Here is a 5,653-nt window from a genome sequence, read left to right as displayed (position 1 = left end):
TCGCTGGTGCCGCGAGTTTCACCGAGCGTGCCGAGCTGATCGATCCAGTCCACTTCGAGATCCCAGAGATCGAGCCGGGCTCCGCAGGACCACCCGGTGCGATCAGCGTCCCGGTAGTGACGAAACCCGACGGACACGCCCGGCCCCTCGGCCTGCTCTTCGTCGAACTCGCCGTTGTCTTCGCGATCGGAATCGTTAAAGCCGGCGCCGAACAGCAGCTCGGAACGATCCCCCAGGGGAACTCTCCCGACCACGGTCGCAATCGTTCCAACCGGATAACGTTGAATCTCCAAGCCTACGGCGCGATCCCCCGCCTGCGCAGGCATCGCACCGGAAGTGACACACAAACAAGAAACAATCAGAGCCAATTTCAAACAGTTCATCGCCGCTCCTGGGGTCAAGTCTTCTCGATGCGTTCCAGCACTGCAAGATTTGCTAATCTAGTACGTACGGAGAAGACTTGACTCCTCCGTTCGATTGCCAACATACGAGGATCGGCCGCTTATTCCCACCAGGAGGCGAGATGTCGGAGAACAAGGTTTACAAGTTCGACGGCGAGAAAATGGAAGTCAGCTGGGACGGGCGTCTGTGCATCCACGTCGGAGAATGCACACGAGCCCAGGGCAAGCTCTTCGTCAGCGGCCGCAACCCCTGGGGAGAGCCGGATCGGGGCGAGGCGGATCAGGTTGCCGAAGTGGTGCGGCGTTGTCCGACCGGTGCGCTGACCTACACCCGAAAGGACGGCGGCGACAGTGAACCGACTCCACCGGCAAACTTGGTCACCGTTGCCAACAACGGGCCGCTGTACTTCGAGGGCGAGCTGAGTATCGGCGGTGCCGCAGAGGATATGCCCGGAGTGGGGATGCGTGCGGCACTGTGTCGCTGCGGCGACTCGAAGAACAAGCCGTTTTGCGACAACACCCACGAGGAAGAAGAGTTCAAAGATCGTGGTGCCGTAGGCGAACCGGGAGAGGCAACGCTCGAGTCGAACGGAGGCCCGCTCGAGGTCCAGCGCGCGCCGAACGGGCCGTTACTGGTACGAGGGAACTTCGTGATCCGGACTGCGTCGGGGCGCGAAGCCTGGCGCGGGACAAAGGCCGCGTTGTGCCGCTGCGGCAAGTCGGACAACAAGCCGTTCTGCGACGGTAAACACAAGGACGCCGGGTTCCAGGCCGAATAACCGACTCTCGCTACTTGCCGACCGCGGCGATCAGGTCGCGCAGTTCACCATCCACGTCGGACGGGTCGGCGACCGTCGCGGCAACCGTCGCTCGCAGACGACCCTGAAAGCGCCGCCTCAGTCGATGGGCGGCGACCTTCACTGCCGCCTCGCTCATCCCGACCCGCTCCCCGATCGCCCTGTACGACGAGGAGACGCCGTGTCCGGAAAGCGTCGGCTCGAGCAGCTCGAACAGAACACCTTTGCCCGCCTGTTCGTACTCGACCCGAGTCCCTTCCATGACCCGGCCAAGCAACGTCAGCGCCCAGCGTCGCTCGTACAGATCCTCGGGAGTCATCGGATCCCTGGGCTCTGCGACGTACGCTTTTTCGCCGACGTCGTAGTCCAGCGACAACGGCAACTGCCCTGAACCGCGCTTGAGCGCGTTGGCCTTGTCCCGTTCCTTCGAACAGAAGTGTCGGAAGGCGGCAAGGAGGAACGTGCGGAATCGGCCGCGCGTGCGATCGGCCTGGGCCAGGTAGCTCTTGGCCAGCAGCTCGACGAAGAACCCCTGGGTCAGGTCCCGGGCAACGTCGGGATTCGCGCCGGTACGGCGGGCGAAAGCGTACAGCGGATACCAGTAGGTCTCGCAAAGCTCGGCCAGCGCCGAGCGCGCCGGCTCCGACTGCTCGTCGGCCGCCGCAACCACCAGACTCCAGTGGGTCGTGACGAATCGGGATGGCGCTCGGTCACTCATCGACGCTCCGTCCTATCGGAATCCGCCCAGGAAGAACAAGCTTCCGGTCAGTAGCGAGGTCAACGGGAGAAGCGCTCCGGGAACAGCGAGCCACAACCCGTAGATTCTCCCGTCGCTGCGAACGACCTCGACCCAACCCGCAATGCTCAGGCCAAGACCGGCCAGGCGAATCAGGGACCCGATCATTCCGCCGAGGATCAACGGGTTGACCATCTGGAGTCGGCTCGGTGGGGTGAAGGTGAGCGGCCCGCCCAGGAGGAACGCGTAGAAAAACAAGGAGCCGAAGAGGCTGATTCCCGTACAAATAGCGCCGGCCAGAGCGAGACGACTCAGACGACGAGGCGGCGGCGGGTCGGCCGGAGATACGACCTGAGCTTCCGGCGGCGCCGGGCCCGTGACGACCGAGTTGATCTCCGTCTTGACGTCGGTCACCCTCTGGTAGCGGCGGTCCCGTTCTTTTTCGAGGGCGCGAAGCACGACGCCGTCGAGCCTCACGTCAACTTCGACCTTGCGCGAGGGCGGTGCGAAACGTCCCAGCGGGAGCTCACCGGTCAGCATCTCGTAGAACACCACGCCCAGCGAGTAGATATCGGCGCGGTGATCGACCGATTGCGGTTGCTCGATCTGTTCCGGGGCCATGTACGCCGGCGTCCCTATTACCTTGTCGTCGAGGGTCACCGTTGCGCTTCCGCCGGAACGCACGAGCTTGGCCAGGCCGAAATCGGCGATCTTGATCTCGCCGGCTCTTGTCACCATGACATTCTCGGGTTTGATGTCTCGATGGACGACTCCCCGATCGTGAGCGTACTGCAGCGCGTCGCAGATCTTCGGCACGATCGTCAGAGCCTGTTCCGGCGTGAACCGGCGCTGGTGAAGCAACTGGCGAAGGTTCGTTCCCTCGACGAGCTCCATCACGAAGTAGTACAGCCCACCGGAATCACCGAAATCGTGCACCGTCACGATGTTCGGGTGGGCCAGCTTCGCCATCGCCTGGGCCTCGCGCGTGAATCGGTCGGCGAATCCCGGCTCACCTGCGATGTCCGGCGCCAGGATCTTCAATGCGACCATTCGGTCCAGCCGCCGCTGGCGAGCTTTGTAGACCAGCCCCATGCCACCGCTTCCGATCAATTCGACGATCTCCAGGTCGGGAAAGTGGGGAGCGAGCTCCTTCGCGGTGGGAGCCGAATCTCGGGTCCCACGATTGACTGTGTCATTGCCCTCGAGGCCGGCCTGAAGCAGACATCGAGGACAGGCGGACGAGGGCGTCCCCACAGGTAGCGGAGCCTGACATTCCGGGCAGTTCTTGGCTTCATTCACATCGGACTCCCGTCGCAGGTCGTTGCGGCCGATCCACCATGACGGAGATCGAAGGAGAGGTTACACCCGAGGGGTCAAGTCTCTCCGGGCTACAATGCTTCGACCATGAGCTACGCTATTGAAACCCGGGCGCTGACGCGGAAGTTCAACGATTTCGTCGCCGTCGACGCCCTGAATCTCCAGGTCGAGACCGGGAAGTTCTTCGGCTTTCTGGGCCCGAACGGGGCGGGCAAGTCGACGACGATCAAGATGCTCACCGGCCTGCTGGACAAGACCAGCGGTGAGGCCCGCGTCCTGGGGTTCGACCTCGACGAGAACCCGCTGGAGGCCAAGCGGAGGATCGGGGTCGTCCCTGAGGAGCTGGCGCTGTTCGACCGGCTGAACGGAGCCGAGTATCTGCGGTTCGTCGGCCGGATGTACGGGGTCGGTGCGGCGGACATCACGACCCGAAGCCGAGAGCTGCTGGAGATGATGGAGCTCGACGGAGATCCGAAGAAACTCGTCGTCGACTACAGCCACGGCATGAAGAAGAAGCTGGCCCTCGGAGCCGCACTGATCCATAACCCGCGACTGCTGTTTCTCGACGAGCCGTTCGAGGGGATCGACGCCGTCGCATCTCGCGCCATCCGCGAGCTGCTGACCTCTCTGCTCCAGCGCGGGGTGACGATCTTCCTTACCTCGCACATCCTGGAGATTGTCGAGAAGCTCTGTAGCGACGTGGCGATCATCCACGAGGGTCGCATCGTCGCCGAGGGCACGCTGGAGCAGCTGCGCCAAGGCGTCGAGTTGCGCGACGAGACCGCGGGTTCACGGCGCGCCACCCTCGAAGACATCTTTCTCGGCATCGTCGATAAGGACGCCGGGCCGCGCGCCGAGCTGTCCTGGCTGGGTTGAAGATTGAATCAGATCCTGGCAATCGCCGAGCTGCAGTTCAAGACGCTGCTCCGCCGCGCCCGTGGAGCCACCCGGGTAGTCAACACGATCGTGGCTACATTGATGGTCCTCTTCGGTCTTGCGTTCGCGATACTCATCGCCGCGGTGTTCGCGGCGATGATCTGGTCGTCGACCGAAGAGCCGGAGATGCTGCGAATCTCCTTGCTGGTCGCCTTCTACTGCTTCTTCGTCTTCGGCGTGATCTTCCCGGTGTTTCGCGGCGCGATCGAGCAGGGACTCGACCTGCGACGATTTCGTGTCTTCCCGATTCCCGACCGCCGCCTGTTCTGGATCACGCTGACGTCCACCCTGGGCAGCGTCGATCACGCCGTCTACTACCCGGCGCTGATCAGCGTTTCCGTCGCGATGATCCTCTGGGCCGACGCCGGGATCGTCGTTGTCGCGACGGTTTCGCTGTTGATGCTCGTCACCTACGTCAGTTGGAGCTTTGCGATCAACCTCGCGCTGGCCGAAATGACACGAACACGACGGGTGCGAGAGATCATCGCGATCCTGGCCTTCGTTCTTCTGATCGGCGCGTCGTTCAGCCCGCAGCTTTTCTTCGAAGAAGACGGCGCCGGCATCGAGCGCAACCCGATCCTGTCGGCTGCGGCCCGCGGCGTGACGGTCGCAACGAGTTTCCTGCCGCCGGACCTGGCCACCGCGGCGCTGACGGAGGCCCATCGCGGGGCGTCGGGTGGGGTTGCCTGGCGCGTCGCGGCTATCGCTCTCTGGGCGTTTTCGGGGCTCGCCCTGGGATACTGGATATTCACTCGCTACCACCTCGCCGACCGCGTGGCTCCGAATCGACGCAAGCAAACCGTCGAGGCACCGGACGTGCGTCACAGACGGGCACTTTTCTCCTTCGACAATCGCTGGCTTGCAGTCATTCCCCTCGAGGTCCGGGCCGTGGCGTCCAAGGAGCTGCGCTATCTGCTGCGAAGCGTCAACGGCCGATTCGTGCTGCTGGCAATGCCGTTCTTCATCATCGTGATCGGCCATGTCTTCTCGGAAGCCTACGACATGTCGTTCATGGGCATGGCGTCGGAACGCGTGCTGCTCTTCGGCCTACTGCTCTACTCGGTGTTCATGTCGAACAGCTTCGTCAACAACGCGTTTGCCTGGGAAGGCGACGGGATCAAGGCCTACTACCTCAGTCCGGTCGCGCTCGATCGCGTCATCCTCGGCAAGAACCTCGGCGTTTTCCTTTACAACGGGATCATACTGATGCTCGCCTTGGCGTGCTGGGTCGCGACGATGGGCTTTCCCGGCGTCGAGCTCCTGGCCTCGTCGATCCTGCTTTTCTGCGTCGGCCTACTCGTTTTCGTTGCCACGGGCAATGTTGTCTCGGTGCTGTTTCCCGTCAGCCGCAACATCTCGTCGATGATGAACTCGCCGTCTCAAACCGCGTTCTTGCTTTCGGTGGTGACGCTGGGCATCGCGGCGAGTGTCGCCAGCCTCGGAATCTTCGTCTCGTTGGTACTGGG

Annotated in this window: 6 protein-coding genes; 3 read left to right on the top strand and 3 right to left on the bottom strand. The window is 63.0% G+C overall.

From position 1 onward, the window contains the following. On the bottom strand, positions 1 to 383 hold a 383-nt coding region (locus GY725_08010), incomplete at its 3' end, for a hypothetical protein (protein MCP4004122.1). Between the two features lie 140 nt (positions 384 to 523). Between GY725_08010 and GY725_08005 the strand changes: the two genes are divergently transcribed. Continuing rightward, positions 524 to 1,180, top strand: coding sequence for a hypothetical protein (locus GY725_08005; protein MCP4004121.1), 657 nt, complete (start codon positions 524 to 526; stop codon positions 1,178 to 1,180). A 10-nt stretch (positions 1,181 to 1,190) separates the two neighbouring features. Here the strand turns inward: GY725_08005 and GY725_08000 are convergent, their stop codons facing one another. Together GY725_08000 and GY725_07995 are read right to left on the bottom strand one after the other, a co-directional pair. Continuing rightward, positions 1,191 to 1,916: a sigma-70 family RNA polymerase sigma factor gene (locus GY725_08000; protein MCP4004120.1), complete on the bottom strand. Its 726-nt coding sequence runs from the start codon at positions 1,914 to 1,916 to the stop codon at positions 1,191 to 1,193. Positions 1,917 to 1,928: 12 nt separating this feature from the next. Beyond that, the gene (locus tag GY725_07995) at positions 1,929 to 3,026 is read right to left on the bottom strand and encodes a serine/threonine protein kinase (GenBank protein ID MCP4004119.1); all 1,098 of its coding nucleotides are present in this window, start codon (positions 3,024 to 3,026) and stop codon (positions 1,929 to 1,931) included. Between the two features lie 312 nt (positions 3,027 to 3,338). On the opposite strand from GY725_07995, the gene GY725_07990 reads away from it, so the two are divergent. Both GY725_07990 and GY725_07985 read left to right on the top strand, forming a co-directional pair. Next, on the top strand, positions 3,339 to 4,127 hold the full coding sequence (locus GY725_07990) for an ABC transporter ATP-binding protein (GenBank protein ID MCP4004118.1): 789 nt from the start codon (positions 3,339 to 3,341) through the stop codon (positions 4,125 to 4,127). A gap of 3 nt (positions 4,128 to 4,130) precedes the next feature. After that, positions 4,131 to 5,653 (top strand): hypothetical protein (locus tag GY725_07985; protein MCP4004117.1); only part of this gene is annotated, 1,523 nt, incomplete at its 3' end.

The sequence above is a fragment of the bacterium genome, assembly GCA_024226335.1.
In the GTDB taxonomy this organism is placed as follows: Bacteria; Myxococcota_A; UBA9160; order SZUA-336; family SZUA-336; genus JAAELY01.
The sequence above is the reverse complement of the archived record's forward strand: the minus strand, read 5'-3'. Positions and strand labels throughout refer to the sequence as shown.

Coding starts and splice junctions, on each gene's coding strand:
- GY725_08005 (MCP4004121.1), top strand. CDS start 524: ATGTCGGAGAACAAGGTTTACAAGTTCGACGGCGAGAAAATGGAAGTC.
- GY725_08000 (MCP4004120.1), bottom strand. CDS start 1,916: ATGAGTGACCGAGCGCCATCCCGATTCGTCACGACCCACTGGAGTCTG.
- GY725_07995 (MCP4004119.1), bottom strand. CDS start 3,026: ATGGGGCTGGTCTACAAAGCTCGCCAGCGGCGGCTGGACCGAATGGTC.
- GY725_07990 (MCP4004118.1), top strand. CDS start 3,339: ATGAGCTACGCTATTGAAACCCGGGCGCTGACGCGGAAGTTCAACGAT.